The 25,449-nt window shown below is 46.3% G+C and carries 24 protein-coding genes; 1 reads left to right on the forward strand and 23 read right to left on the reverse strand.

Features of this window, described 5'->3' with window-relative positions; all coding sequences use genetic code 11:
- Nucleotides 1–53 precede the first annotated feature (53 nt).
- The 13 genes from rpoS to rlmD all read right to left on the reverse strand — a co-directional run bounded on the left by rpoS (nucleotide 54) and on the right by rlmD (nucleotide 13,953).
- The gene (gene rpoS, locus AB0763_RS11290; RefSeq protein WP_306100586.1) at nucleotides 54–1,046 is read right to left on the reverse strand and encodes an RNA polymerase sigma factor RpoS; all 993 of its coding nucleotides are present in this window, start codon (nucleotides 1,044–1,046) and stop codon (nucleotides 54–56) included.
- Between the two features lie 69 nt (nucleotides 1,047–1,115).
- On the reverse strand, nucleotides 1,116–1,982 hold the full coding sequence (locus AB0763_RS11295; protein ID WP_306100602.1) for a peptidoglycan DD-metalloendopeptidase family protein: 867 nt from the start codon (nucleotides 1,980–1,982) through the stop codon (nucleotides 1,116–1,118).
- Between the two features lie 73 nt (nucleotides 1,983–2,055).
- Entirely contained in the window at nucleotides 2,056–2,682 is a 627-nt protein-coding gene (locus AB0763_RS11300) for a protein-L-isoaspartate(D-aspartate) O-methyltransferase (RefSeq protein WP_306100585.1), read from the reverse strand.
- Nucleotides 2,682–3,440, reverse strand: coding sequence for a 5'/3'-nucleotidase SurE (surE, locus tag AB0763_RS11305; protein WP_306100584.1), 759 nt, complete (start codon nucleotides 3,438–3,440; stop codon nucleotides 2,682–2,684). The genes AB0763_RS11300 and surE overlap by 1 nt, the downstream gene beginning before the upstream one ends.
- Complete coding sequence (truD, locus tag AB0763_RS11310; protein ID WP_306100583.1) at nucleotides 3,440–4,474, reverse strand: tRNA pseudouridine(13) synthase TruD; 1,035 nt, start codon at nucleotides 4,472–4,474, stop codon at nucleotides 3,440–3,442. Before truD ends, surE begins: the two co-directional genes overlap by 1 nt.
- Nucleotides 4,474–4,959: a 2-C-methyl-D-erythritol 2,4-cyclodiphosphate synthase gene (gene ispF / locus AB0763_RS11315; RefSeq protein ID WP_306100582.1), complete on the reverse strand. Its 486-nt coding sequence runs from the start codon at nucleotides 4,957–4,959 to the stop codon at nucleotides 4,474–4,476. Before ispF ends, truD begins: the two co-directional genes overlap by 1 nt.
- On the reverse strand, nucleotides 4,956–5,660 hold the full coding sequence (gene ispD / locus AB0763_RS11320) for a 2-C-methyl-D-erythritol 4-phosphate cytidylyltransferase (protein WP_306100581.1): 705 nt from the start codon (nucleotides 5,658–5,660) through the stop codon (nucleotides 4,956–4,958). The genes ispF and ispD overlap by 4 nt, the downstream gene beginning before the upstream one ends.
- Nucleotides 5,657–5,938, reverse strand: coding sequence for a cell division protein FtsB (gene ftsB / locus AB0763_RS11325; RefSeq protein WP_306100580.1), 282 nt, complete (start codon nucleotides 5,936–5,938; stop codon nucleotides 5,657–5,659). Before ftsB ends, ispD begins: the two co-directional genes overlap by 4 nt.
- A 417-nt stretch (nucleotides 5,939–6,355) precedes the next feature.
- Nucleotides 6,356–7,657: a phosphopyruvate hydratase gene (gene eno / locus AB0763_RS11330; protein WP_306100579.1), complete on the reverse strand. Its 1,302-nt coding sequence runs from the start codon at nucleotides 7,655–7,657 to the stop codon at nucleotides 6,356–6,358.
- Nucleotides 7,658–7,733: 76 nt separating this feature from the next.
- Nucleotides 7,734–9,371, reverse strand: a complete 1,638-nt coding sequence (locus AB0763_RS11335) for a CTP synthase (RefSeq protein WP_306100578.1) — start codon at nucleotides 9,369–9,371, stop codon at nucleotides 7,734–7,736.
- Between the two features lie 173 nt (nucleotides 9,372–9,544).
- On the reverse strand, nucleotides 9,545–10,342 hold the full coding sequence (mazG, locus tag AB0763_RS11340) for a nucleoside triphosphate pyrophosphohydrolase (RefSeq protein WP_306100577.1): 798 nt from the start codon (nucleotides 10,340–10,342) through the stop codon (nucleotides 9,545–9,547).
- Between the two features lie 24 nt (nucleotides 10,343–10,366).
- Nucleotides 10,367–12,589: a GTP diphosphokinase gene (relA, locus tag AB0763_RS11345; RefSeq protein WP_306100576.1), complete on the reverse strand. Its 2,223-nt coding sequence runs from the start codon at nucleotides 12,587–12,589 to the stop codon at nucleotides 10,367–10,369.
- A 47-nt stretch (nucleotides 12,590–12,636) separates the two neighbouring features.
- Complete coding sequence (rlmD, locus tag AB0763_RS11350) at nucleotides 12,637–13,953, reverse strand: 23S rRNA (uracil(1939)-C(5))-methyltransferase RlmD (protein WP_306100575.1); 1,317 nt, start codon at nucleotides 13,951–13,953, stop codon at nucleotides 12,637–12,639.
- A gap of 164 nt (nucleotides 13,954–14,117) precedes the next feature.
- Here rlmD and barA point away from each other — a divergent pair, with 164 nt between their 5' ends.
- A complete protein-coding gene (gene barA, locus AB0763_RS11355; protein WP_306100574.1) occupies nucleotides 14,118–16,907 on the forward strand; it encodes a two-component sensor histidine kinase BarA in 2,790 nt (929 codons plus the stop codon).
- A 71-nt stretch (nucleotides 16,908–16,978) separates the two neighbouring features.
- Here the strand turns inward: barA and acpS are convergent, their stop codons facing one another.
- From acpS to AB0763_RS11405, 10 genes are all read right to left on the reverse strand, one after another.
- Nucleotides 16,979–17,359, reverse strand: a complete 381-nt coding sequence (acpS, locus tag AB0763_RS11360) for a holo-ACP synthase (RefSeq protein ID WP_306100573.1) — start codon at nucleotides 17,357–17,359, stop codon at nucleotides 16,979–16,981.
- 5 nt (nucleotides 17,360–17,364) lie between these two features.
- Nucleotides 17,365–18,096, reverse strand: coding sequence for a pyridoxine 5'-phosphate synthase (pdxJ, locus tag AB0763_RS11365; protein ID WP_306100572.1), 732 nt, complete (start codon nucleotides 18,094–18,096; stop codon nucleotides 17,365–17,367).
- The gene (gene recO / locus AB0763_RS11370; RefSeq protein ID WP_306100571.1) at nucleotides 18,093–18,818 is read right to left on the reverse strand and encodes a DNA repair protein RecO; all 726 of its coding nucleotides are present in this window, start codon (nucleotides 18,816–18,818) and stop codon (nucleotides 18,093–18,095) included. The genes pdxJ and recO overlap by 4 nt, the downstream gene beginning before the upstream one ends.
- A 28-nt stretch (nucleotides 18,819–18,846) precedes the next feature.
- Complete coding sequence (era, locus tag AB0763_RS11375) at nucleotides 18,847–19,809, reverse strand: GTPase Era (protein ID WP_306100570.1); 963 nt, start codon at nucleotides 19,807–19,809, stop codon at nucleotides 18,847–18,849.
- Nucleotides 19,799–20,479 (reverse strand): ribonuclease III, encoded by a 681-nt coding sequence (gene rnc, locus AB0763_RS11380; RefSeq protein WP_306100569.1) that lies wholly within the window; start codon nucleotides 20,477–20,479, stop codon nucleotides 19,799–19,801. Before rnc ends, era begins: the two co-directional genes overlap by 11 nt.
- Nucleotides 20,480–20,499: 20 nt before the next feature.
- On the reverse strand, nucleotides 20,500–21,399 hold the full coding sequence (lepB, locus tag AB0763_RS11385) for a signal peptidase I (RefSeq protein WP_306100568.1): 900 nt from the start codon (nucleotides 21,397–21,399) through the stop codon (nucleotides 20,500–20,502).
- A gap of 87 nt (nucleotides 21,400–21,486) precedes the next feature.
- Nucleotides 21,487–23,280 (reverse strand): translation elongation factor 4, encoded by a 1,794-nt coding sequence (gene lepA, locus AB0763_RS11390; RefSeq protein ID WP_306100567.1) that lies wholly within the window; start codon nucleotides 23,278–23,280, stop codon nucleotides 21,487–21,489.
- A 110-nt stretch (nucleotides 23,281–23,390) separates the two neighbouring features.
- A complete protein-coding gene (locus AB0763_RS11395) occupies nucleotides 23,391–23,861 on the reverse strand; it encodes a SoxR reducing system RseC family protein (protein ID WP_306100566.1) in 471 nt (156 codons plus the stop codon).
- Nucleotides 23,858–24,820 carry a sigma-E factor regulatory protein RseB gene (gene rseB / locus AB0763_RS11400; protein ID WP_306100565.1) on the reverse strand — a complete coding sequence of 321 codons (963 nt, stop codon included), beginning with the start codon at nucleotides 24,818–24,820 and terminating at the stop codon, nucleotides 23,858–23,860. Before rseB ends, AB0763_RS11395 begins: the two co-directional genes overlap by 4 nt.
- Nucleotides 24,817–25,428, reverse strand: a complete 612-nt coding sequence (locus AB0763_RS11405) for an RseA family anti-sigma factor (protein WP_306100564.1) — start codon at nucleotides 25,426–25,428, stop codon at nucleotides 24,817–24,819. Before AB0763_RS11405 ends, rseB begins: the two co-directional genes overlap by 4 nt.
- Between the last annotated feature and the right edge of the window lie 21 nt (nucleotides 25,429–25,449).

Here is a 25,449-nt window from a genome sequence, read left to right on the forward strand (position 1 = left end):
CCATAAAAAAATGGCAATGGATTATCCCATTGCCATTTTTCAGTTCCAAGCAATTACTCTTGGTGGAAATCAAACAAGCTTTCGATATCTAGACCTTCGGCAATCAATATTTCTCTTAGCCTGCGTAGACCTTCAACTTGTATCTGCCTCACTCTTTCACGCGTTAAGCCAATTTCTCGGCCAACTTCTTCAAGAGTCGCTGGTTCATAGCCAAACAACCCAAAGCGTCTCGCTAATACGTCTTTTTGCTTGTCGCTGAGTTTATCGAGCCAAACGGTCAACACTTGGCTCATATTGTCATCTTGGGTGGTCACCTCAGGATCTGAGTTATGATCATCGGGTATAACATCAAGTAACGCTTTTTCATTACCATCGCCATTACTGATGTAAATATCGACCGATGTTACCCTTTCATTTAGACGCATCATTTTGGTGACTTCGGCCACTGAAATGTCGAGTTGTTGAGCAATCTCTTCTGGTGTTGGCTCATGCTCAAGCTTTTGAGACAACTCACGAGCGGTTCTCAAGTAAATGTTCAACTCTTTGACAATGTGGATAGGCAAACGGATAGTACGAGTCTGATTCATTAGAGCGCGTTCTATCGTTTGACGAATCCACCATGTTGCGTAGGTTGAAAAACGAAACCCTTTTTCAGGATCGAACTTTTCAACCGCGCGGATTAACCCCAGGTTGCCTTCTTCAATTAAATCTAAAAGCGCTAAGCCTCGGTTAATGTAGCGGCGAGAAATTTTAACCACCAAACGCAAGTTGCTCTCTATCATTCGCTGACGGGCAACTTTATCACCTCTCAATGACCGTCGTGCATAAAAAACCTCTTCTTGAGCAGTCAATAAGGGTGAAAAACCGATTTCACCGAGGTACAAATGCGTGGCATCCATTATCTTCGAGGTGACTTCCACCTCTTCAATATCGGCTTTGGTTGTTTTGTCTGTATTGTCAATATCAAAACGGGATGTTGAAACCATGTCCATATTGTTTTCAAAATCCAAATCGTCGCTTTTTAATAATGTATTATTTGTTGTCATAACGCCTCCCCATGGCGACTAGCAAATGACCTAAATTGCTAGTTGATACGCACATTCACATCAAATGAACTAAGGTAAGTAGCGATTTGGATTCACTGATTTACCTTGATAACGTATTTCAAAATGCAACATAACATTCCGTGAACCAGAGCTGCCCATCGTGGCAATCTTTTGCCCTGCTTTCACATTTTGCCCTTCTTTAACTAGAAGGCGATCGTTATGTGCGTAGGCACTGAGGTAATCATCATTGTGTTTAATGATGACCAGGTTGCCATAACCCCTTAAGGCATTACCTGAATAGACCACAGTCCCTGAAGCCGTTGACACGATGTCCTGACCTCTTTGGCCAGCAATATCGATGCCTTTATTTCCCTGTTCACCGACGGTAAATTTGTTAACCACCCTCCCTTTCGTTGGCCACAACCACTTGGATATTTTTTGGTTTTCTTCCTTTGATGGTTGTGAAACTGGTTTTACTGATTTCTTATGATCAACATACTCTTTTGTTTTTTTTGCTTCAACGACAGGCTTCTGATTTTTGCTTGTTGATCTTGGAGGCGTTACATTATTTTTTTGCGTTGTCGTTTTTTTCGCAGGGGAAGGGAGCGACGGCGTTACATTGGCCACTTTAGGGATTGATCCAACCGAAACACTTGGATCTAAACTGATTTTTTCGGACTTTCCGTATGAAGGTCGTTGATAATTGGGATGCCATAACTTAAGTTTCTGACCAGGAAAAATAGTATATGGTTTCTTTAGGTTATTGTAAGAAACTATGTCATCAATATTTTTACCCGTAACATAAGCAATAAAATAAAGTGTATCCCCTTTGCGCACTTGATAAAAACTGCCACGATAACTCCCCCGCTGTACATCGGAGTAATCCCTTGCAAGGTTGGTAACAGGCGCAGGGTTGTGTTGGGCGCAGCCGGCCATTGCTAAAATGACCGCTAAAACACCAATGAACCTGCCGGGCTTTATTTTATGTTTAATTTTCATGGTCCTTTCATTAAGCAAGATCACCTGCGACGAGTGGAACAAAGCGCACCGATTCCAACATTGTCGTTTCAAACCGGTCACCGAGGCGCACCACGGTCACTAATTGTTGTTCCTCGATACCAATAGGAATCACTAATCTTCCTTGATCAGCAAGTTGTGTCAATAGCGCTTTGGGGATCGATGCCGCCGCCGCCGTCACGATGATCGCATCAAAAGGCCCTTTCGCAGGCCATCCCAACCAACCATCCGCGTGCTTAGTGGAGACGTTATAAATATCAAGTTGCTTTAAACGCCTTTTGGCCTGCCACTGTAATGACTTAATTCTCTCGACAGAAAAAACATGCTCGACGATATTAGCAAGCACCGCAGTTTGATACCCCGACCCCGTACCAATTTCCAACACTCGACTGTCCGGTTGAAGCTGGAGTAACTCAGTCATCCTAGCCACAGTGTAGGGTTGGGAAATCGTCTGACCATAACCTATTGGCAAGGCATTGTTATCGTAAGCTTGATGCTTCATCGCTTGAGAGACAAAGTGCTCTCGTGGCACCTTGCCCATCGCGTGTAAGACATCGTAGTTTTCAATCCCATTAGCTCGTAAAAACTCGGTCAGTGGCTCACTCAAAGGGTATCTCATCAAGACTCACTCTCAAACCAATGAGATAGCCCTTGTAAGCTATCGTGTGCGGTTAAATCAACTTGCATTGGTGTGACAGAGATCATACCGTGCTCTACGGCAAAAAAATCGGTCCCTTCACCAGCGTCCTGCTCTTTGCCTGGAGGGCCGAGCCAGTAAATGGTTTTGCCGCGAGGGTCTTGATGCTTGATCATCGGCTCGGCATGATGCCTTGCTCCTAAGCGAGTGACCGCAATCGGGCCTAACTGTGGATAAGGCAGATCGGGTATATTTACATTCAGCAGATGACGTTGACCCAGTGGCGATAATAAATGATGTTTGATAATGCGACAGGCAATCTTTGCTGCACTGTCAAAATTCTGCTCTCCAGCCAACGAAAAAGCCATCGATTGCACATTGAGAAAATGGCCTTCCATCGCCGCAGCGACTGTACCAGAATACAAGACATCATCACCGAGATTAGCACCGTGATTGATGCCACTGATCACTAAATCTGGTAAGTGATCCGCCATCAGTTCATTCAGTGCAAAATGAACACTATCGGTTGGTGTGCCTTGTACACTATAAGTGTGGGTATTTAATTGCTGAACACGCAGTGGTTGCTCTAAAGTCAGCGAGTTAGAAGCTCCAGAGCGATTGCGATCAGGGGCGACTATCACAATCTCAGCAAACTCACTTAAAGCACTAGCCAAAGCGTGAATACCTTTGGCATGAACACCATCGTCATTACTGATCAAAATACGCGGTTTGTTTGTCATTAATACTGTCGCTCCACAGGTATTTCGTTCACCAACTCCCTAACCACGGATGTAGCATAACTGCCTGAAGGCAAATCGAAAGAGAGTGTTATTGAAGTATCGTCCACTAACGTCCAAGATAGATTATCAACTTTAACAGCAAGATTTCTCCTGTCGTGTTGCATGCGATTACCTCGAATCAAAGCCATCAAATCGGGTTCATCATCTACGATACTTTGCTCTAATGCCAAGCAGTCAGCCTGAGTGGGCAAAGCGTTATCACCCGCTAAAGCGCCAGTAATCCACGCTTTATTTGCATCAACAAGGGATTGATAAGCATCGAGATTATCCATCACCAACTCTGACTGCTCTACCAAGTTTAGATTATCGCCTAGCCAAACTTGAGTAAAGCCATTTTGCAACACCCTCTCTGAGAGAATACGGTTAAATATCCAAGAACGCGCCGCAGACAGGTACAGGCTGCGTTTATTGGCGTTGCGAGTACGAACGTTTTCTTTTCCCCAGCGGCGTGCTTCAAGCACATTATTGCGTTCACGACCAAAGCGCTGCTCACCAAAATAGTTAGGCACGCCTAACCGTTGAATTTTTTCTAAACGCTCGACGACAGAAGCCATATCCGTCACTTGTGTCAGTGTCAGGACAAACTGATTACCAGCCAACTCACCTGGCCTTAATTTTTTGTTGTGACGTGTTGTCTCAATAAATTTAATATGGGGATATTGAGCCAAGAAGTCACTGATGTCTGGGTCACCTTTTGGTAAGTGCACGCTAAACCACTGCTCGGTAACCGCATGGCGGTCTTTTAAGCCAGCCCAGCCAATGTCTTTTGACTTAACGCCGCAGGCTTTCGCTAGCTCGTTAGCCACAAAACTGGTGTTTTCCCCTTTTTTTTCAAGGCGAACCATCCAGTGCTCGCCCTCTCCAGTCAGGTCATAGCCCAATTGCTCACTGACTCGAAAATGCTCAGGCTCAGCTTTGAGCTGTGCGCTTGCACTTGGCTTACCCAATAAGTAAGCAAATTCTAAATGTGGCATTAAAACGAATCCTGTTTCACTAATAACACGACCGCTTCTGCTGCAATCCCTTCTTGTCGACCAACAAAGCCCAATTTTTCGGTCGTTGTGGCTTTCACGTTAACATTGCCAATATCGGTTTCAAGATCTTGCGCGATCACCGAACACATGGCATCGATATGAGGTGCCATCTTAGGGGCTTGAGCGAGAATCGTCAGATCAGCATTGCCAATCACGAACCCTTGCTGCTTTACTTTTTGATAAACATCGCGCAGTAGCTCTCGACTGTCGACGCCTTTAAAGGCTTCATCCGTATCCGGATAATGCCGACCGATGTCGCCTGCAGCAATCGCACCGAGTAAAGCATCCGTCAAAGCGTGTAATGCAACATCGCCATCAGAGTGCGCAATCAGGCCTTGCTCAAAAGGAATCGCAACACCACCAATAATCACCGGGCCAGTGCCGCCAAATTTGTGTACATCAAAGCCATGACCAATTCGAATCATGCGGTTTCCTTCTCTCGAGATAAGTAAAACTCAGCCAGTGCCAAGTCTTCAGGTTGAGTTATTTTAATATTATCACTACGCCCCGTGACCAATAAAGGTTTGTGGCCTAGCCACTCAAAAACAGAGGCCTCATCGGTGATTAATACGCCGTTACTGAGTGCTTTTTCAAGGCCGTGTTTTAATGTCGACAACGGAAAAACCTGAGGTGTCATTGCGTGCCACATTTGACGGCGATCTAGCGTGTATTCAATGGCGTTTTTATCCTCAGACCACTTCATCGTATCTCTCACAGGGCAAGCTAATATGGCACCATGTTGCTCAGCTTGATTGAGAACTTTTTTAATATCATCAATTTGGATACAAGGCCTAGCAGCATCGTGAACCGCTACCCAATGTGCAGATAAATGACTCGCCGCGTAACACAAAGCAGACAAGACAGAATCGGCTCGTTCACGACCACCGTCAACCCTTATCACTTGAGGGTGTTCAGAAATGGCCATGTCATCAAAATAGGGATCGTCTTTGGCTACCGCGATCAAAATATGGGTAAATAAACCACTGCCTAAAAGCTTGTTAACGGTATGCTCTAATACGGTTTTACCAAATAATGTTAAGTATTGCTTGGGGCGATCGGCTTGCATTCTCGAGCCAATTCCGGCCGCAGGGATAACCGCAATACAAGGTTGATAACACTCCCTCATTGGTGATCCTCACTCAAGATTCGGTAAAAGGTTTCTCCCTCTTTGATCATGCCAAGCTCATTGCGTGCTCTTTCCTCGATGGCGTCTAAACCTTGACTGAGATCGTCGATTTCAGCGTACATTTCACTATTGCGAGTACGCAAATTGCCATTCACTTGCTCTTGAGTCACGATATCTTTCTTTACTGAGTAGTAATCACTAACACCGTTTTTTCCAACCCATAATGTGACTTGTAACCACCCGAGTACAACAATCAAGGCCAGGGTAAATAATCGCATCTTTTCTCCTTCCGTCGTGCCGACGACTAAGCGTGGCCAGTGTAAGTAACTTTAAGACACAGCGCTGAGACAAGTACCCATTTTAATCGTCTATTTAAGACGTACTTGAGTGTGCTTTAGAGGGGCGCGGTATGATTTTCTAGGTATGATACTGCCTCATATATATAACACAATCACCTATTTACCTCTAGGTATTATACCAATCAGGTTAGGTCTGTGAGTACTGATAGCCTAGGAAAACAGCTTGTAAACATGGCAAACTGTGTTTTTAAGCAATCAGTAGTTAGCGTTTTTTCACTTGAGGTTCTTTACGGAATTATCAAGATTTTAATCCACGATTCAGTTCAATCGTGTTGCGCTCAAAAAAAAACGCCCCGTCGTAAACGGGGCGTTTATCAACCAAAAGTCACGTGCGAATTACGCTTGACCTTTTACTTCTTTAAGACCGTTGTAAGGAGCGCGTTCACCTAACGCTTCTTCGATGCGGATAAGTTGGTTGTATTTAGCAACACGGTCAGAGCGGCTCATAGAACCGGTCTTGATTTGGCCAGCGGCAGTACCAACAGCCAAGTCAGCGATAGTTGCATCTTCAGTTTCACCAGAACGGTGAGAGATAACTGCTGTGTAACCAGCATCTTTCGCCATCTTAATCGCAGCCAATGTCTCCGTTAGAGAGCCGATTTGGTTGAACTTGATCAAGATAGAGTTAGCAACGCCTTTTTCGATACCTTGAGCTAGGATCTTAGTGTTAGTAACAAATAGGTCATCACCAACTAACTGGATTTTACCGCCAAGTAGTTCAGTTTGGTGCTTAAAGCCATCCCAATCTGACTCGTCTAGGCCGTCTTCGATAGACACGATTGGGTACTCTTCAACAAGACCAGCTAGGTAGTGGTTAAACTCTTCAGAAGAGAAGATTTTACCTTCGCCTTTCATGTTGTAGTTACCAGCTTCTTTGTCGTAGAACTCAGAAGCGGCACAGTCCATCGCGAGAGTAACGTCTTTACCTAACTCGTAACCTGCAAGCTCAACGGCTTCTTTGATTGCCGCAAGGGCTGCAGCGTTAGATTCTAGGTTAGGCGCGAAACCACCTTCATCACCTACTGCTGTGCTCATGCCTTTGCCTTTGAGAACTTTAGCAAGGTTGTGGAAGACTTCAGCACCGATACGTAGGCCTTCTTTAAGCGTTTTAGCGCCAACAGGTTGAATCATGAACTCTTGGATATCTACGTTGTTGTCCGCGTGCTCACCACCGTTGATGATGTTCATCATTGGTAGAGGCATAGAGAACTGGCCAGGAGTGCCATTTAGCTCAGCGATGTGCTCATAAAGAGGCATACCTTTTGCTGCCGCTGCCGCTTTTGCGTTTGCTAGAGAAACCGCAAGGATTGCATTCGCACCAAACTTAGACTTGTTTTCAGTACCGTCAAGGTCGATCATCACTGCATCAACAGCTGCTTGGTCTTTTGCGTCTTTACCAACCAAAGCTTCAGCGATTGCACCGTTTACTGCTTCAACAGCTTTTAGTACACCTTTACCAAGGAAACGAGACTTGTCACCGTCACGAAGTTCAAGTGCTTCACGAGAACCTGTTGATGCACCAGAAGGCGCCGCTGCCATGCCAACAAAGCCACCTTCAAGATGAACTTCAGCTTCTACTGTAGGGTTACCACGTGAGTCGATAATTTCACGACCTAGAACTTTAACGATCTTAGACATTATGTTTCCTCTCATTCTAAAAAATAAATGTCAAAATAAATGGGCAGTGGCCTCATGCCCCTGCCCTGATTTGTCATTATTCAGATTGTTCGCGTTGGTACTCACCAGCCGCTTTAACAAACCCGCTGAACAATGGGTGACCATCGCGAGGTGTCGAAGTAAACTCAGGGTGGAACTGAGCTGCAACAAACCACGGATGATCTGGGTTTTCAATCATTTCAACCAAGCTTTTATCCGCAGATAAGCCCGAGACCTTCAGGCCTGACTTTTCAATTTGCGGGCGCAATTGGTTGTTGACTTCATAGCGATGACGATGACGCTCATAAATTGTCGTACTGCCATACACATCAAACGCTTTTGAGCCTTCCTCAAGATGACATAACTGAGAGCCCAAACGCATGGTACCACCAAGGTCCGATTTTTCAGAGCGCTCTTCAACATTACCGGCTTCATCAACCCATTCAGTGATCAAACCAACCACTGGGTATGGCGTCTCTTTATCAAACTCAGTCGAGTGCGCACCTGGCATGCCGGCGACATTGCGAGCGTATTCAATTAAAGCCACTTGCATACCTAGGCAAATGCCCAAGTAAGGAATTTTGTTTTCACGAGCGTATTTTGCCGCTTGGATCTTACCTTCAATACCGCGGTCACCAAAACCGCCAGGCACCAAGATAGCATCGAGCCCTTCAAACATCTCATCGCCTTTGCTCTCAACATCTTGAGAGTCTACATACTTAATGTGGACAGTGAGACGGTTTTTCAACCCTGCGTGCTTTAATGCCTCGTTGACAGACTTATACGCATCCGGTAATTCAATGTACTTACCGACCATGCCAATCGTCACTTCGCCAAGTGGATTCGCTTCCGCGTAAATAACTTGTTCCCACTCAGCAAGATCGGCTTCTGGAGCCTCGATACCAAAACGTTGACATACTAGGTCATCTAGGCCTTGTGATTTGATAAGCTGTGGGATCTTATAGATAGAATCCACATCTTTCATCGAAATAACCGCTTTTTCTGAGACGTTACAGAACAACGCAATTTTCTTGCGCTCATTCGCGGGAATAACGCGGTCGCTACGACAAACTAGGATGTCTGGCTGGATACCAATAGACAGTAATTCTTTAACAGAGTGTTGAGTTGGTTTGGTTTTCACTTCGCCAGCTGCCGCTAGGTAAGGCACCAAGGTTAAGTGCATAAACAGAGCGCGTTCACGGCCAATTTCAACCGCCAATTGACGAATCGCTTCCATGAAAGGCAAAGACTCGATATCACCGACCGTACCACCAATTTCGACGATCGCGACGTCTTGGCCTTCAGCACCGGCAATCACGCGATCTTTGATCGAGTTGGTAATATGAGGGATAACCTGAATGGTCGCCCCTAGGTAATCACCACGACGCTCTTTGCGCAAAACATCAGCGTAAACACGACCTGCAGTAAAATTGTTGCGCTTGGTCATTTTGGTGCGAATAAAACGCTCATAATGGCCAAGGTCTAGGTCGGTTTCTGCCCCATCTTCCGTAACGAAGACTTCACCGTGTTGAGTCGGGCTCATTGTGCCTGGATCAACGTTAATATATGGGTCAAGCTTCATCATCGTCACTTTGAGACCACGAGCTTCGAGAATAGCGGCCAATGAGGCAGCTGCAATACCTTTACCTAGAGAGGATACAACCCCGCCAGTAACAAAAATATAGTTTGTCGTCATGTTTAACCTGAAATTGGTTGAATGAGGGAAATGAAATTTCTTCTGGACGGGAGATAATTATACCCGAAGACCCTCATCGTCACAACGTGAAATCTACCACAGAGGACGGATTTATTCCTTGCTCAAAATCAAAAGCACACCACAGACGAATAAATTGGTATTGGCACCATCGCCTAAAGGTTTTCTTTTTGCTTGACCTGTTGCCAGGCCGCTTCCATTTGTTCAAGGTTAGCTTGCTCTAAACTCGATTCATTTTGAGTCAAAAAAGCTTCAACTTGATGAAAGCGATTGGTGAACTTTTGATTGGCCTTGGCGAGTGCCACTTCGGGATCCACCTTTAAATGACGCGCGAGATTCACAGTGGCAAAAAGTAAATCCCCCACTTCCATTTCAATCGCGTCTTGATCGGGGGTGACTTGCTGCGCTTCGTCCATGACCTCGTCAATCTCTTCTTGCACCTTATCCACCACCGGCCCTAATGTCGACCAATCGAAGCCAACTTTAGCGCATTTTTTCTGTAATTTAACGGCCCGTGACAGTGCTGGTAATGAACGAGGCACGCTATCGAGCCACTGTTGAGGTTGCTGGCCATTTTTTGCTTTTTCTACTGCCTTTAGCCTCTCCCATTGCTGGTCAAGATCCACTGCAGCTTTTAATTCGGGATCGGCAAACACATGGGGATGACGATGAATCAATTTGTCGTTGATACCCGCAACGACATCATCAAAATCGAATCGCTTTTGCTCTTGCGCCAATTGGCTGTAAAAAATCACCTGAAAAAGCAGATCGCCTAACTCTTCTTTTAGGTTGTGCCAATCTTGTTGCAAAATAGCATCAATCACTTCATAAGTTTCTTCGATGGTATGTGGGATAATGCTTTCGAAATCTTGTTTTAGATCCCATGGGCAGCCTTTCTCAGGATCGCGCAACTGCGCCATAATACTTCGCAATTTAGTGATTTGTTCGTCCATACTGATCAACTTTTCTCTTTTTCTCTAGCCCAAGCGCTTAACCAGCACCACGTCTTTGACTTGCTCAATGCGTTTAACAATACGCTGGTAAATCTCAAGGTTCGACACCTCGAGGTCAAAGTCCATAATACTGAGTTGACGACGATAATCCGTTCGGCTTTTCATATTGATGACTTTGACTTTTTCATTGACCAACACCGAAGATATATCCTTGAGCAGCCCCGTTCGCTCTAAGGCTTCAACCCGAACGGTGAGGACGTATGAGCCGACAAAACCCTGCCCCCAAACCGTATCGATAATGCGCTCTGGAGCATGGTGGCGTAACTCGTCTAATTGCTCACAATCGTGACGGTGAACAGAAATTCCACGCCCTTGGGTTATGTAGCCTTTAATGTCATCACCGGGGATCGGCTGACAACATCGCGCGAGGTGAGTCATCAGGTTATCGACCCCTTCCACCACCACAGCGTCTTTTTTAGGACGACTGGTTTGGTGTAAACGCTGTCCGGCATCCTGAATTTTTTCCAGCGCTTGTAGATCTTCTTCTTCAGCGGTCGGCTTATTCACCAAGGCGTTGATGTGATTGATGACTTGATTAATACGAAGATCACCACTGCCAATTCCGGCGTAGAGCTCATCCGCTGAGTTAACATTAAAACGCTTTAAAGCATACGCTTCGGCATCTTTTAACGTCGCGCCGATTTTGATCAATTCGGCTTCGAGGATCTCGCGGCCGGCTTCGAGGTTTTTCTCGCGGCTTTGCTTTCTAAACCAAGCGTTGATCTTAGCACGAGCACGGCCTGAATGAACAAAACCCGAAGCCGGATTGAGCCAATCACGAGAAGGGTTTGGCTCTTTCGCGGTAATGATTTCCACTTGATCGCCCATCGATAACTTATGGGTAAAAGGCACAATGCGACCATCGACTTTGGCACCAATACAGCGGTGCCCTACTTCAGAATGTATGTGATATGCAAAATCGAGTGGCGTCGCGCCCATCGGTAAATCGACCACATCCCCTCTAGGGGTAAAGGCATAAACGCGATCATCAAATACCTGGCTGCGAAGCTCATCGAGCATTTCACCAGAGTCGGACATTTCTTCTTGCCAATCGAGCAATTTTCTCAGCCAAGTGATTTTTTCATCATAGCCACTGCGCCCTGAGCTCGACCCTTCTTTGTATTTCCAGTGTGCCGCAACCCCAAGCTCTGACTCTTCGTGCATTTGCTTGGTTCGGATCTGAATTTCAATGGTTTTGCCTTCCGGCCCCAAAATAACAGTGTGGATCGATTGATACCCATTGGGTTTGGGGTTGGCGACGTAATCGTCAAACTCGTTGGGCAGGTGCTTGTATTGCGTGTGTACCAGTCCCAAAGCGGCATAACAATCTTGCAGCTGATCGGCGATGATCCTCACCGCGCGCACATCAAACAACTCATCAAAGGCGAGGCTTTTCTTTTGCATCTTACGCCAAATACTGTAAATGTGCTTCGGACGCCCGTACACTTCAGCATTAATGCCAGATTGCTTCATTTCTTGGCTTAGATTAGCGACAAAGTCTTGAATGTATTGCTCACGTACAATACGACGTTCAGACAACTGTTTTGCGATTTGCTTGTAGGTTTCCGGTTGCTGATAACGAAAGGCGTAATCTTCAATTTCCCACTTAAGCTGACCAATTCCCAAACGGTTCGCCAATGGCGCATAAAGATTTGTACACTCGCGCGCCGCCGCTCTTCTCACCTCATCGGGCGCTTTTTTCACCTCAATGAGATTGGCAATACGCTCGGCTAATTTGATCACCACACAACGAAAATCTTCGACCATGGCCAATAACATGCGCCGCACGTTGTCGACTTGCTCAGAAGCCGCACTTCCCTCTAGGTTGACATTGAGCTGTCCGATCGCCGCCATTTCTTCTACGCCATCAATCAATTTGACCACTTCACTTGAGTAGTCTTCTTGAAGACGCTCACGACTCAATGCGCCACTAGAGACGAGGGGAAACAGTTGAGCGGCTTGTAATGTGGCTCGATCCATCGATAGCGTCACTAAGATCTCGATCATTTCTCTGCCGCGCCACAACAAGAGTTCCGCATCCGGATGGTCTGCCACCCCTTCTTCGCAATAGCGATAAACGCGAATCAAATGCGAAGACACAGAAGACTCAAGATCAAACTGTGCGACCCATTGTTCAAGGTCAAATTGTTTATCAGCATTTAGATGTGCGCTTCGTACCGCAACCATGTCAATTCCTAATTTTTTGTTCGACTCGCGTTAACAGGTCAGCTCCGTTAACGCGTAAATAAAGCCATTGATTCTAAGTGGCTCGTGTGGGGGAACATATCTAACGCACCGAGCTTTTCTAAGCGAAACCCTTGTTCAAAGAGTTGCTGACTATCCCTTGCTAGGGTAGCAGGATTACAGGAAACATAAACCACCCTTTTTACGCCGAGTTGCGCCAATTGTTCGACAATCCCTGCCGCGCCGGCCCTTGCTGGATCGAGCAATACTTTATCGAACGTTCCTTTTGCCCAAGAATGCATCGATAACGGGGATTCGAGATTGGCGTGATAAAAGTCGACATTGTCAAAACCTTGTTGCCGAGCGTTGTTTTGCGCTGCTTTTACCATGCTTGCTACCCCTTCAACCGCAGTGACATGACGAGCTTTCGTGGCAAGTGGTAAACTAAAGTTCCCCAAACCGCAAAACAGATCCAAAATCGTATCTTGCGCCGTTGGCGCTAACCAGTCTATCGCTTGTGACACCATGGCTTGATTGACACTCTGGTTTACTTGAATAAATTGCCCTGGTAAAAACGGAATTTTTGCCCCCGCTTCCTGATAAAAAGGCCAATCGGACAACTTGGGCTCAACCACCCCTTCCCCGAAGTCAAAAAACAGTTGAGCACCGCGCTCTAGACACCAATCGCGCACTCGTTGAGCGGTGGGTTCAGGCAATGTTTTGACCAGTCTAAAAAGAATACATGGCCCATTATCCGCTAATACCAACTCTATATGGCCAACGGCAGCAGTAAATTTTAAAGCGACGATCATCGCCTTGAGTTCAGCGAGGATCGTATTCAATCTGGCATCTAACACTGGGCAGTGCTCAATATCGATGACAGTGTTGTTTTTTCGCTGCCGAAACCCCAAGTGAAAGCGCCCCTGTTTACTCAAAGCACTCAAACGGGTACGACGGCGATAATGCCAAGCTTCCCCGGCAATGAGAGGCTCTAGTGATAAGCTCGCCGGTGCACCCGCAAACTTTTGCATCAGCTGCTTTAACGTTTCTTGCTTGTGCTGTTGCTGAGCGGAGTAAGATAGATGTTGTAAATCACAGCCGCCACATTGCTCGTAATAAGGGCATGTCGGCGCAACGCGTTCGCGACTGGCGGTGTTCACTTTGATCAGCCGGGCGCGAGCGTACTTGTTTTTTTTCTCAGTCACCTGCACAACCACCTCTTCTTGAGGCAAAGCGCCGTCCACAAAAATAGGGTACTGCCCTTGATAGGCAATGCCCGCACCGTGGTGATCCAAGCGTTCAATCGTCAAAGATTGATGTTTGCTAGAAGCAGACTGTTTTTTCGGAGGTTGATAAAATCTGACCATGCTTATACTCATTGCAGTAAAAAGATAGCCTGTCGGCATCACTAAAGTGGCCGACTGGCATTGAGTGTAGGCCTTGACTTGATTATTCTTATTGTCACTTGTCAAACGCCACTCTGTTATGGCCTATTTTCCCATATCCAGACATTGAATGTAATTAGGTAATTATGACCAACTATGGCTTACGCGCTCGAGTCATTACTCTGACCCTAGCCCCGACTTTGATTATCGGCTTGATTTTGAGCTCTTTTTTCTCGTTTAATCGATATCGCGATCTCGAAACTCAAGTCATCACTACCGGGACGAGTATCGCCGAGCCACTTGCCATTGCCAGTGAACCGCACCTACTGTCGGAAAGCCGAGAAGCGGTACGTCACCTAATTAGCTACGCTCATCGAAAAAACTCTAAACTTATTCGTAGTATCGCGGTCTTTGACGCTCACAATGAACTGTTCGTGACATCAAACTTTCACCCCAATTTTGAAACCTTGATGTACCCTAAAAACAAACCCATCCCCAATGTCAGTCATTCAGAGTTACGCGAAAACACCTTAATTTTACGTGTGCCTATCATTTCAGAAAATGATTACAACGGTCCTAATAGTGCCGCCAATCAAGCGATTGGCTACTTGGCTATCGAAGTGGACTTGTCGTCTTTGCGCTTACAGCAATACCAAGAAATTTTTTCCGCTTTCTTGGTATTAATACTCGGAATTGGCTTAGCCGCGATGTTTGCTTTTCGCTTGATGAATGAAGTCACAAAACCGATCAGTCATATGCGCAATGTCGTTGATCGCATCAGGCGCGGCCACCTCGACTCACGCATCGATGAGAATATGCACGGTGAACTCGATGAGTTAAAAAAAGGCATTAATGCGATGGCGATCTCCTTGTCGGAGTACCACATCGAAATGCAAAATAGCATTGATCAAGCCACCTCTGACCTGCGAGAGACTCTAGAGCAATTAGAAATCCAGAACGTCGAGCTCGACATTGCCAAAAAGCGCGCGCAGGAAGCCGCACGAGTCAAATCCGAATTTCTGGCCAACATGTCACATGAACTGCGCACCCCATTAAATGGGGTCATCGGATTTACGCGCCAAATTCTGAAAACCCAGCTGACCAACAGCCAAACCGATTACCTTCAAACAATTGAAAAGTCAGCAAAGAATCTATTGAATATTATCAATGATATCTTGGACTTCTCCAAACTTGAAGCGGGTAAACTCGCCTTAGAAAACATTCCATTTGAGTTTAGAGAAAGTCTCGAAGAAGTGGTGGCTCTGCAAGCGGCGAGCGCTCATGAAAAAGGCCTTGAACTGACGTTAAAACTCGATGGCAAAATCCCCCCGGCTTTAGTTGGTGATCCGCTGCGAATTCAACAAATACTCACCAATCTCGTGGGTAACTCGATCAAATTTACCCAACATGGCAATATCGACATCAGTGTCGAACTAAAAGGCCAGCAGCAGAATAATATTGAATTACAATTTATGGTCAAAGATACGGGTATCGGTATTTCTGAACGCCAACAATCTCAACTTTTCCAAGCCTTTAGTCAAGCGGATGCCAGTATTTCACGTCGTTACGGAGGCACCGGACTTGGGTTAGTGATCACGCAAAAGCTGGTTAGCCAAATGGGCGGAGAAATTAGTTTAACCAGTCGTCTACACCAAGGTTCGACGTTCTGGTTCACCTTACACTTGCACGTCAGCGACATGCCAATGTCAGATCCTCTAAATACCGAGGCACTGCAAGGCCAGCAAGTCTTATTGATTGATGGTAATATTCAATCTGCTTCCATAACCCAAACCCTGCTCAACGAAGAAGGCATGCAAGTCAGTTACCAAGATGCCTTGCCAACCCGCTGCGATCCCGTTGATCATTTACTGCTTTGCTTATCGCCAAATCAGACGTATCTCCCTGGTGCCGTTGAAGAAATGATTGAGAAAGCACAACAGCTTTGTTCTGAAGTTATTCTAGTGACACCGACCACTAGTCTCGCGATGGCGGATAAGATCATCGCTCAATACCCGGTGAAAAGTTTGACGAAGCCACTTGGTAAGAAGAAATTATTACAAGCGCTTAGCGCTCCACAAAAGCCTATTCACGCCAATCGTTTACCGGCTGAAATACCGATGAGTACCGAGACTTTGCCGTTGACAGTTTTAGCCGTTGATGACAACCCGGCGAACCTTAAATTAATTTCTGCTTTGCTCAAAGAGCGCGTTGATCACGTAGTAACCGCTCGAGATGGTGCCGAAGCGGTCACTATCGCTGAACAACAAACATTTGATTTGATATTTATGGATATTCAAATGCCGAATATGGATGGCGTCACGGCCTGTCAAACGATCAAACAAGGACGACAAAATGCTCATACCCCGGTCATTGCCGTGACGGCTCATGCCCTGGCCGGAGAAAGGGATCGATTACTCAAAAAAGGCATGGATGACTACCTCACCAAACCGATTGAAGAACATGTTCTTGAGCAGGTATTACAACATTGGAACCCTCAATTCGACCAAACCGCGATTTCACCGATCCATCTACCCGAAGGGAGTCAACTTGGGCACTTTACCACGCTAGATAAGCACTCGATTGATTGGCCCCAAGCCTTGAAACAAGCCGCCAATAAAGACGATCTCGCCCGTGATATGTTGATGATGTTGGTGGATAGCTTTGCCGATATAGAACAAGCGGTTGAAGCGTCATTAGCCGGACAATTGGAGGCAATGCACTTACTGCAATACATCCACAAGCTACACGGCAGTTGTGCTTATTCTGGCGTACCGCGCTTGAAAAGCTTATCCAAAACCATAGAAGAGACCTTAAAGCAAGGGAAGTTAATTCAGGATGTGGAGCCAGAACTGTTTGAATTGCTAGATGAAATCGACAAAGTCAGGCTTGAGGCTCCGAACTATACCCAACAAACTCATCACGGGCATCACTCCTAAATAGCGCTCAAGAGCCAAAGCTCTTGAGCAACAGAATTGCCATCATTGCTAACCCTAAATGACAGGGAAGCTTAAGATTCGATGATCACATTTGCCAACGCGTAATGGCGCTCATCGGAAAGACTTAAATGGGTAGTGCGATACCCCAGTTGATTGGCCAAGACGTGCGCTTGACCAACCAAGGTGAGGAATGGCTTACCTGCGCTGTCATTATCAACAATAAAATCGTGAAACCCAACCCCTTTTGCGATACCTGTCCCTAGGGCCTTTGCCGCGGCTTCTTTCGCCGCAAAGCGCTTGGCGAGATAACGATGGGGGGTTTTACTACTCACATAACGCGCACGCTCGTCAGGGTGTAAAATACGCTCGGCAAAACGCACTCCTAACTTGCCTAACGCTTTCTCAATACGCTCGATTTCAACGATATCGTTACCCAACCCTATGATGGCCATCGCGGTTATTTTCTCGCTTCAATCATGACCGCTTTCATATCTGCCACGGCTTTCGCTAACCCATCAAAAGCCGCACGACCAATAATCGCATGACCAATATTAAGTTCGTAGATTTCAGGTAAAGCGGCAATTGGCGCCACATTGTGATACGTCAAACCATGCCCTGCGTTGACGTATAAGCCAAGGTCGTGAGCAAAACTGGCGCCCGCCGCAATTTTTTTCAACTCTGCTTGACGCTCATCTTCTGAACTCGCTTCGGCATAGTGACCGGTGTGCAACTCAATAAATGGCGCACCACATTGTTTTGCTGCGCTGATCTGTTCGCGATCGGCATCAATAAATAATGACACTTTGATACCCGCAGCAGACAATTTGGCGGTGGCACTCTTCACTTTTTCCAATTGGCCAACAACATCTAGGCCGCCTTCGGTGGTGAGCTCTTCACGTTTCTCTGGAACTAAACAAACGTACTCAGGTTGTGTTTGCAACGCAATCTCTACCATTTCGTCCGTGACGGCCATTTCCAGGTTCATGCGAGTTTGAATGGTTTCCTTCAATAGGCGAACATCTCGGTCGAGTATATGTCGGCGGTCTTCACGCAGATGTACCGTAATACCATCCGCTCCAGCGCGCTCTGCGACTTCGGCAGCGTGAACGGGATCGGGGTATTTCGTACCACGAGCGTTGCGGATCGTCGCAATGTGATCAATGTTGACGCCTAAATAAATTGAGGTCATTTTTCAATACTCCGTATTTTTGGAATGAATCCTTGCCGAAACATCTCTCGGCTTTTCAATGGTTGACTACCCAAATAGGGTTTTAAGGCAATACGTGTAAAACGCTTGGCTGCTTTTAATTGCTCTGGCGTCATAAATCGTCGCTCACTAATGGCAATCAGTTCAGCCCCTAAAAAAGTTAATTGATCGTGGCGAACAGAAGCAATAAACCCCTGCTGCTCTCGATATCGGTATGTCATCGTCGGAGACACGGGCTCACCAGTACCTGCACAATGTAAAAAGTCCACGCCGTACCCCATCCCAGAGAGCAAAGCCAACTCGAAGCGACGCAACGCGGGCTCTGGGTTTTGCTCTTGCGCTAACTCCGTTAACGCTTGCAAGTAATCGTGGAATAGGCCGGGCATCGCAATGTCTTGGCGCAACAATCGCGACAACAATTCATTGACGTAAAAAGCAGAATACAAATGGATGCCGCTAAGAGGTAAGCCCAAGCTGATGGCTTCGGCTTGACGCAATGTTTTCATTGCCCCTTTACCTGACCACTTGAGTAACAAAGGAGTAAAAGGTTGAAGCGCCCCTCGCGAGGTGGAACGCTTCCCCCTCGCGCCTTTCGCCATTAATGTGAGCCTACCGTACTCTTCGCTGAACACGTCAAGAATTAAACTCGATTCGCTGTAAGGGCGGCGATGGAGCACAAAACAACGTTGTAATCCCTCCGACATAATGCGATAGCCTCACTGATGGTAAATATTAAAGGTCGTCGATATAACCCAAAGAGCGCAAGGCTCGTTCGTCATCGGCCCAACCTGATTTCACTTTCACCCAGGTTTCCAAATACACTTTACGGCCGAATAACTCTTCCATGTCCAAACGCGCTTCTCGTCCAATGGTCTTGATCTTTTCGCCGCCTTTACCGATCACCATTTTCTTTTGACCGAGACGCTCAACCAAAATTAAGCCATTGATATGAAAACCATCGGTTTCTGGGTTGTAATCAAAACGCTCAATTTCGACCGTTACAGAGTACGGCAGTTCATCACCGGTAAAGCGCATTAACTTTTCACGCAAAATTTCCGATGCCATAAAGCGCTGTGAACGGTCCGTCACATACTCTTCAGGAAAGTGATGGGTCGCTTTGGGCAAGTAATCGCGAACGTGCTTGCGCAATACATCCGTATTCTTACCGTGTTTAGCCGAAATAGGCACCACATCGACAAAGTCCATTTTTTTTGACAGCTCCATCATGTGGAGCATAACTTCGTTGCGATCCTTTACGTTATCGACCTTGTTGACACACAACACCACCGGAAACTGAGATTTGCTCAGCTTAGTGAGGACCATCTCATCATCTTCGGTCCAATGCGTGCCATCAACGAGGAAAAAAACTAAGTTAACATCACTAAGAGAAGAATTGGCCGCACGATTCATCAAGCGGTTAATCGCGCGTTTCTCTTCAATGTGCAACCCAGGGGTGTCAACGTAAATTGCTTGGTAATCCCCATCGGTTTCTACCCCCATTATACGGTGGCGTGTCGTCTGAGGTTTGCGTGAAGTGATCGATATTTTTTGCCCCAAAATATGGTTTAACAAGGTTGATTTACCTACGTTAGGACGACCGACAATGGCAATAAAACCACAGTGTTGATTCTCGGGTGTTGACTCTTTTTGTGACGACGCAAAAAACGCATCGATATCAAATTCTTTATCCGCCATGATGTAACCGCTCAAGTGCTATCTGTGCAGCCGCTTGTTCTGCCTTGCGACGGCTGGTACCTTTACCAACAACAGGCTGTTCCATACCTGTTACTTGACACTCAACCGTAAACTCTTGGTTGTGTGCTTCCCCTTTAATTTTAGCGACTGTATACGAAGGCAATGGTTTTTTTCTGCCTTGTAAATACTCTTGTAGACGCGTTTTCGGGTCTTTTTGCGAAACGCCAGGTTCAATCGCGTTTAGGCGTGATGCATACCAGTGTAAAACAATGCCGCGTACCGTTTCGATATCACTGTCTAAATAAATTGCACCAATCACGGCTTCAACCGCATCTGCGAGAATAGAATCACGGCGAAAACCGCCACTTTTCAACTCACCTGGACCTAATTTTAAGTACTCTCCTAACTCAAACTCGCGCCCTAATTCCGCCAATGTATGGCCGCGAACTAGGGTCGCTCGCATCCGGCTCATATCCCCTTCATTCACTTTAGGGAAACGGTGGTACAAGTCATCTGCGATAACAAAACTTAAAATTGAATCGCCCAAGAACTCCAAACGTTCGTTGTGCTTACTATTGGCACTGCGGTGAGTCAGTGCCAATGAAATCAACTCGGCCTGTTGAAATTCATAGCCGAGTTTTTTTTCTAACTGTTTAATTTGAGATATCATGTTCTCTCGATTTCGTTAATTTAATGGATACCGCCAATCCGATTAAAACGGACACCGGTTGGAATCCAAGACGGTAAAATGCTGTTGTCATCTCGATCGAATTCGAAGCTAATCCAAATTGCGACCGCTTTACCGACTAAGTTTTCTTCTGGAACAAATCCCCAGTAACGACTATCCGCACTGTTGTCGCGATTATCACCCATGGCAAAGTATTGGCCTTGAGGAACAACCCACTCACTCACACCTGGCCTTGGGTAATAATGAGCATCTTGATTGGGGATGACTGGGTTAATCAGTATATTGTGATTCACGTCACCCAATTTTTCTTCCAGTTGTAAAAGGGGCAATCCTGCCTGTTTAAACGGACTTTCCTGTACATGGCTAAGAGTGACGGTTTCACACTGAGCTTCGCCTTTCGGCTGTACACAAAGTTGTTTGTTGGCACTGTAACGAATGGTATCGCCCGGCAAACCGACAATGCGCTTGATGTAATCAATCTGAGGATTGACTGGGTAGCGAAAGACCGCGACATCACCTCGCTCGGGTTCACCGGTTTTTATCATGGTTTTGTGTAACACCGGATCTTTCAGACCATAGGCGTATTTTTCCACCAAGATAAAATCCCCCACCAATAATGTCGGCATCATCGATCCCGATGGTATTTGAAAGGGTTCGTAGATAAAAGAGCGCAAGATAAGTACAAAAGCGATCACAGGGAAGATAGACGCGCTTTGCTCTGCCCACCAAGGTTGAGCCGTTATTTTATCGGCTGTCGTTTGGTCTAAGCCCTGCTGAGTCTGCGCTTCCACTTGAGCCAACTTTTGCTGACGTTTTTTGGCACAAACCCATTTGTCCAACGCCCATAAAATACCCGTTACTAAGGTAACAATAACCAAAATCAGTGAAAATATGTTCGCCATGACTTCCCTTATCTTAAAAATGAGAAAGTGAAAGAGCCGAAACCCTTTCACTTGTGAATGACAACGCGCTTAATCGTCTAGCGAGCGTTAATCTTTACCAACGTGCAGAATGGCAAGGAAAGCTTCTTGTGGCAGTTCAACATTGCCAATTTGCTTCATGCGTTTCTTACCTTCTTTTTGTTTCTTCAACAGTTTCTTCTTACGACTCACATCACCACCGTAACACTTGGCGACCACGTTTTTACGCAACTGCTTCACGGTTGAACGGGCAATAATATGGTTGCCGATGGCGGCTTGAATCGCAATATCGAACATTTGGCGAGGAATGAATTCTTTCATTTTTTCAACCAATTGACGGCCGCGAGTTTGCGATTGATCTTTGTGAGTGATCATCGCCAACGCATCAACGCGATCGCCATTGAGCATCACATCAACGCGAACCATGTCCGACTCTTCAAAGCGCTGGAAGTTATAATCCAGTGAGGCGTAACCACGAGAAGTCGATTTGACGCGATCAAAGAAGTCCAATACCACTTCCGCCATCGGGATATCGTACGTCAAGGCCACTTGGTTACCGTGGTAAACCATATCGACTTGCGTACCGCGCTTTTCAACACAAAGGGTAATGACGTTTCCTAAGTAGTCGGAAGGTACTAGGATATTACAGCGTGCAATCGGTTCGCGAATTTGGTCGATATCATTGATGGCTGGCAATTTTGCTGGGCTATCAACGTACAGGATTTCACCGTCGTTTTTCTGTACTTCATAAACCACAGTTGGCGCCGTTGTGATCAAGTCGAGATCGTACTCTCTTTCCAGACGCTCTTGAATGATTTCCATGTGAAGCATACCGAGGAAACCACAGCGGAAACCAAAACCTAGAGCGGCTGAATTTTCTGGCTCATAAAACAGCGAAGCGTCGTTTAGGCTCAATTTACCTAAGGCATCGCGAAAGCTTTCGTAATCATCAGAAGAAACAGGGAACAAGCCTGCATAAACCTGTGGTTTGACTTTTTTAAAGCCAGGTAGCGGCTTTTCACAACCGTTTTTAGCCAGAGTCAAGGTATCGCCTACCGGAGCACCGAGTATGTCTTTAATGCCACAAACAACCCAACCTACTTCACCCGTGTTAAGCACTTCGCCATCGACCTGCTTAGGCGTGAAAATACCGATGCGGTCGATGCCCCAGACTTGGCCGGTACTCATCACTTTGATCTTGTCGTTTTTCTTCAAGCGACCACTTTTGATCCTGACCAAAGAAACCACGCCAAGGTAGTTATCAAACCAAGAGTCGATGATAAGCGCTTGAGGCGGACCTTCAGGATCGCCTTCAGGCGCGGGAATGGATTTAACAATTTCTTCCAAAACGTCGTCAACACCAATACCCGTCTTCGCAGAACAGCGCACCGCGTCCATCGCATCAATACCAACAATATCTTCGATCTCTTCAGCTACGCGTTCAGGATCCGCTGCTGGCAAGTCAATTTTGTTCAGTACAGGAACCACTTCGAGATCCATTTCGATGGCGGTATAGCAGTTTGCCAGGGTCTGAGCTTCAACTCCTTGGCCGGCATCAACGACTAATAGAGCCCCTTCACAAGCGGCTAGAGAACGAGATACTTCGTAAGAGAAGTCGACGTGTCCCGGAGTATCGATAAAGTTAAGCTGGTAGGTTTCACCATCACGGGCTTTGTAATCCAAAGTGACGCTTTGTGCTTTGATGGTAATACCGCGTTCACGCTCAAGATCCATTGAATCAAGAACTTGTTCTGCCATTTCACGGTCAGTCAACCCACCGCAAACTTGGATTAAACGGTCAGATAGGGTTGATTTGCCATGGTCAATATGGGCAATGATCGAAAAGTTACGAATGTGCTTCATAGATTTGGGGCGACTTAACTCTTATTATAAAAAGGACAACACCCATCGTTAAACTGATGGGCAATAAGTTGGCCGATTCTACCCAATTTCTGCTGACTACGCATCATAAATTAGACAATCTGTTGGCCTAAAACGCGAATTAAGCTGACTTCACTGTTGGAATGGCTCTCGAACGGGCGTGCTAATTTTTGCGCAATTTTCATGCCGACAAAACCACTTAAGGCACTGATAAGAATAGTAAGACCTTCACCAGTCCCCATCAGGGGTGCCAACCACCACTGCGACAGCACGGCCGCCACCATCATAAACAGCAATGGCGTTAAATACACTAAAAGCGCCGAGGAGAGCACGCTTTTTTCGCCAATACCAATTTCGACGACATCACCATGCTTGACAGATAGCGAGGTATTTAATTGCCAAATCAGCGTCTTATTACCGATGGCTTTTGAAACCATGCCTGTACCACAACTTTTTTGTGACTGGCAGCTGTTACAACTGCTTTGCTGCTGACAAGCCAGTTCAACCCACCAGCCTTGTTCGGTTTCTTTAACCTCTTGTACCCTCGCTAACGCGGTCATCATTGCTGGTCACCTTGCTGATCAAATACAACCGACTGAGCAATGCGCTGAGCGGTTGTCGGTGGTATATCACCAACAACAGAGACTTGATGGTGCCCAATGACCATGCTGTGCAAAGTGCGGCGCCCCTGGCGGATGTACTGCCCGCGCAATGAGTGTTCATCGCGTTTGGCAACATAAACAGAGAAATTAAACAGCCCATCACTGTAAATTTGACTCTCAACTTGCTGTTGTGTGTCGTTCAGACGATAGCGACTGACTTTTTGCGCCGTGAAGCCATCGGGTATCCAATTGACGTGCCAATGAGTTTTGGCTGACTGGCCTTTAGGCATGGCCAATACTGGCGGTAGCTCAACCGAAGACAAAGGTTGCATCAACTGAGCCAGCTTAGGGTTAACGGCAAAAGTAATGGTGCGATATTGCTCTAAGACCTCACCATCTCGGTCGACTAAATCGGCTCTCAACGGCAAGTAATGCGTGTCGTCTATCCACAATACATACGAATAGCGCAAACCGTCTTTAGGAACAATCCTCAGTACTTGTGACGTCGCTCCCGCCTCACGAGCACGGCCGACATTAATATAATCGTAGTACTTGTGTAATTGCTCAATGTCGGTCCCGAGTATCGGCATGATAGGAGCGACCATTTTCCCAGAGTGAATAGAAAAAGGCTCGACACCGGTCTCTCGATAACTCACTTCATCGCCACGCCGAATCACCTCGCGATAGGGACCGCTGAGATACACTAAATGAGCCAGTTGAGTCTTGTCATCGACAGAGTGTCGATACAACAGTGGCTCAATGCTGTTTTTTCGGATCAATATGTAGGAAAGTTCGTAATTTAACGTCTGTGTCGCTTCACTCATTTTTTGCAATAAGTCTTCAGCTGTTGTCTCATCCGCGTGGGCTAAAAACGCATTCATAGAGAGCAGCGCACAGACGCTGGCTAACATTTTTTTCATTGACCTTCCGATGCATTCATCTCTTGACTCGGCGATACGCTGTTTAAACGCAACTGCAATTCATAATCACTCAACATGGCGTGTATACGTTTACGCTGTTCTTGTAAGCTGGTTTGACTGCTTGACTTTTCCGCTGCAGATCGAGTCCAACTTACCGGCTCAGCGCTTCCGGACAAAGGGACGGTCTGTAAGACAGGGACATCCGAAGTGCTCGCTGTGACCGAGTTGGCCTCTTCACCTTGGTATTGTTGAACGCCAAAAATTACCACCATAGAGACACAAGCCGCTACCGCAACTTGGCCAAGTGGGTTTAACCATTTAGGTAAGTGACGTCGCACTTGAGTTGGCACAGGTTGTGACTCTAACTCAGCAGAACTCGCCAACGACGCAATGTTTTGATGGGCCGGCTCCTGCTCTAACGCCAGTGCAACCTTGCCGGCAATATCCCACTCGACACTGCTCGGCGTCTCTCCACGCATAATATCTGCGATGGTGTGGTAATCCTGCCAAACCTCTTGGTCTTGAGAGGATTGGGTTAGTTGTTCAATCAAAGAATGATCCAACAATTCGCCATCCATGAGCGCTGAAATTTTTTCTTTATCAGCCATTCTATTCACCTTAGTTAAAAC

The organism is Vibrio sp. HB236076 (assembly GCF_040957575.1).
GTDB lineage: Bacteria > Pseudomonadota > Gammaproteobacteria > Enterobacterales > Vibrionaceae > Vibrio.

What these genes read in the sequence shown, in the direction of transcription:
- rpoS (WP_306100586.1), bottom strand. Translation starts at nt 1,046, where the DNA reads ATGACAACAAATAATACATTATTAAAAAGCGACGATTTGGATTTTGAA.
- AB0763_RS11295 (WP_306100602.1), bottom strand. Translation starts at nt 1,982, where the DNA reads ATGGCCGGCTGCGCCCAACACAACCCTGCGCCTGTTACCAACCTTGCA.
- AB0763_RS11300 (WP_306100585.1), bottom strand. Translation starts at nt 2,682, where the DNA reads ATGAGATACCCTTTGAGTGAGCCACTGACCGAGTTTTTACGAGCTAAT.
- surE (WP_306100584.1), bottom strand. Translation starts at nt 3,440, where the DNA reads ATGACAAACAAACCGCGTATTTTGATCAGTAATGACGATGGTGTTCAT.
- truD (WP_306100583.1), bottom strand. Translation starts at nt 4,474, where the DNA reads ATGCCACATTTAGAATTTGCTTACTTATTGGGTAAGCCAAGTGCAAGC.
- ispF (WP_306100582.1), bottom strand. Translation starts at nt 4,959, where the DNA reads ATGATTCGAATTGGTCATGGCTTTGATGTACACAAATTTGGCGGCACT.
- ispD (WP_306100581.1), bottom strand. Translation starts at nt 5,660, where the DNA reads ATGAGGGAGTGTTATCAACCTTGTATTGCGGTTATCCCTGCGGCCGGA.
- ftsB (WP_306100580.1), bottom strand. Translation starts at nt 5,938, where the DNA reads ATGCGATTATTTACCCTGGCCTTGATTGTTGTACTCGGGTGGTTACAA.
- eno (WP_306100579.1), bottom strand. Translation starts at nt 7,657, where the DNA reads ATGTCTAAGATCGTTAAAGTTCTAGGTCGTGAAATTATCGACTCACGT.
- AB0763_RS11335 (WP_306100578.1), bottom strand. Translation starts at nt 9,371, where the DNA reads ATGACGACAAACTATATTTTTGTTACTGGCGGGGTTGTATCCTCTCTA.
- mazG (WP_306100577.1), bottom strand. Translation starts at nt 10,342, where the DNA reads ATGGACGAACAAATCACTAAATTGCGAAGTATTATGGCGCAGTTGCGC.
- relA (WP_306100576.1), bottom strand. Translation starts at nt 12,589, where the DNA reads ATGGTTGCGGTACGAAGCGCACATCTAAATGCTGATAAACAATTTGAC.
- rlmD (WP_306100575.1), bottom strand. Translation starts at nt 13,953, where the DNA reads ATGGTCAGATTTTATCAACCTCCGAAAAAACAGTCTGCTTCTAGCAAA.
- barA (WP_306100574.1), top strand. Translation starts at nt 14,118, where the DNA reads ATGACCAACTATGGCTTACGCGCTCGAGTCATTACTCTGACCCTAGCC.
- acpS (WP_306100573.1), bottom strand. Translation starts at nt 17,359, where the DNA reads ATGGCCATCATAGGGTTGGGTAACGATATCGTTGAAATCGAGCGTATT.
- pdxJ (WP_306100572.1), bottom strand. Translation starts at nt 18,096, where the DNA reads ATGACCTCAATTTATTTAGGCGTCAACATTGATCACATTGCGACGATC.
- recO (WP_306100571.1), bottom strand. Translation starts at nt 18,818, where the DNA reads ATGTCGGAGGGATTACAACGTTGTTTTGTGCTCCATCGCCGCCCTTAC.
- era (WP_306100570.1), bottom strand. Translation starts at nt 19,809, where the DNA reads ATGGCGGATAAAGAATTTGATATCGATGCGTTTTTTGCGTCGTCACAA.
- rnc (WP_306100569.1), bottom strand. Translation starts at nt 20,479, where the DNA reads ATGATATCTCAAATTAAACAGTTAGAAAAAAAACTCGGCTATGAATTT.
- lepB (WP_306100568.1), bottom strand. Translation starts at nt 21,399, where the DNA reads ATGGCGAACATATTTTCACTGATTTTGGTTATTGTTACCTTAGTAACG.
- lepA (WP_306100567.1), bottom strand. Translation starts at nt 23,280, where the DNA reads ATGAAGCACATTCGTAACTTTTCGATCATTGCCCATATTGACCATGGC.
- AB0763_RS11395 (WP_306100566.1), bottom strand. Translation starts at nt 23,861, where the DNA reads ATGATGACCGCGTTAGCGAGGGTACAAGAGGTTAAAGAAACCGAACAA.
- rseB (WP_306100565.1), bottom strand. Translation starts at nt 24,820, where the DNA reads ATGAAAAAAATGTTAGCCAGCGTCTGTGCGCTGCTCTCTATGAATGCG.
- AB0763_RS11405 (WP_306100564.1), bottom strand. Translation starts at nt 25,428, where the DNA reads ATGGCTGATAAAGAAAAAATTTCAGCGCTCATGGATGGCGAATTGTTG.